A 1546-nucleotide genomic window follows, 5' to 3' on the forward strand; every position below is an offset into this window, starting at 1 on the left:
ATGTTTCTTTTCGCGCCGACGTCGGCGCCCAGACACTTCCAGGAATGCAGCGAATGAAGATGGGAATGCGCGGCGCCGCGGCGTCGGTTCTGATTCTGGCGATGGGCACTTCGGGTGTCGCTCTGTCGCAACAACCGGCTGCCCCCGCAGCCGCCAAGGAGACCGCAACCTTGAATTCCCCCAAGCAGAAGCTCGGCTACGCCATCGGCCTTGATGTCGCCAAGTCGTTCACCCCGATCGCCGATGAGATCGATGTGGCCGCGCTGCGCACTGCCGTGGAGCGTTCGTTCGAAGGCCTGCAGCCGCAGATCACCCAGGAACAGGCCAAGGCCACCGATGCCGCGTTGCGCCAGGTCGTGATGGCCCGCAGTGGCCAGCAGGTGCCGGGCATGGCGCCGGGTTCGCAGCCGCCGAAGGTCGATCGCGTCAAAGTGTCGCAGATGATCGGTTCGTACTCGGTCGGCCCGTCGCTGGCACAGCTGAAGGACGACATCGATGTCGCCTCGCTGTTTGACGCGATCAGCACAGGTCTGAGCAAGGGCCAGCCGAAGATGACGGAAGCTGACGCGACCGCCACCATCCAGGCCTTCATGGGCAGCAAGCAGGCCGAGATGCAGGCCAAGGCCGCTGCCGCTGCGCAGACCAACCGCGAGGAAGGCAACGCGTTCCTGGCCAAGAACAAGACCCAGCCGGGCGTGGTGACCACCCCGTCTGGCCTGCAGTACCAGATCATCCGCCCGGGTAGCGGCGAGCGCCCGCTGCCGAGCAGCAAGGTGCGCGTGAACTACGAAGGCAAGCTGCTCAACGGCACCGTGTTTGACAGCTCCTATGGTCGCCAGCCGGCCGAGTTCGGCCTGGACCAGGTGATCAAGGGCTGGACCGAAGGCGTCGCGCTGATGCCGGTCGGTTCGAAGTACCGCTTCTGGATCCCGGGTGAGCTGGCTTACGGTGAGAACGGCACCCCGGGTGGCCCGATCGGCCCGAACGCGACTCTGACCTTCGACGTCGAGCTGCTGGGCGTCCTGCCGTAAGCGACCACGGAGCCTGCACGGACATGCGCGTTGCGATTTTCGGTACCGGTTATGTAGGGCTGGTGACCGGTACCTGCCTGGCCGACGTCGGCCACCAGGTGGTCTGCGTCGATATCGACCAGGCCAAGGTCGATGGCCTCAACCAGGGCATCATCCCGATCTATGAGCCGGGCCTGGAGCCGATGGTGAAGGCCAACCACGCCGCGTCGCGGCTGGCGTTCACCACCGATGCCGCGGCCGCGATCGGCCACGGCCAGGTCGTGTTCATCGCCGTCGGCACGCCGCCGGACGAGGATGGCAGTGCCGATCTGCAGTACGTGCTGGCTGTGGCCCGCACCATCGGGCGGCACATGAGCGTGCCGACCGTGGTGGTCAACAAGTCGACGGTGCCGGTGGGCGCCTACGGCGGGCGCCGCGAGCTGATGCAGCAGATCGCCCCGGCCGGCCCGATCTACCAGGCCGGCACGCTGAGCGGCAACCCGGTGGCGATGGCCGCTGGCCTGGCGATGCTGGAG

Annotated in this window: 1 protein-coding gene and 1 pseudogene; both read left to right on the forward strand. The window is 66.7% G+C overall.

Annotated features, from left to right (window positions below):
* Positions 1 to 53: 53 nt before the first annotated feature.
* The gene (locus ABGA94_RS09975; RefSeq protein ID WP_014037761.1) at positions 54 to 1031 is read left to right on the forward strand and encodes an FKBP-type peptidyl-prolyl cis-trans isomerase; all 978 of its coding nucleotides are present in this window, start codon (positions 54 to 56) and stop codon (positions 1029 to 1031) included.
* Positions 1032 to 1054: 23 nt separating this feature from the next.
* Positions 1055 to 1546 (forward strand): annotated as a pseudogene (locus ABGA94_RS09980) (UDP-glucose 6-dehydrogenase); the annotation flags it as partial.

Source organism: Stenotrophomonas sp. 3diitr2024 (assembly GCF_042136455.1).
Taxonomy (GTDB): domain Bacteria; phylum Pseudomonadota; class Gammaproteobacteria; order Xanthomonadales; family Xanthomonadaceae; genus Stenotrophomonas; species Stenotrophomonas sepilia.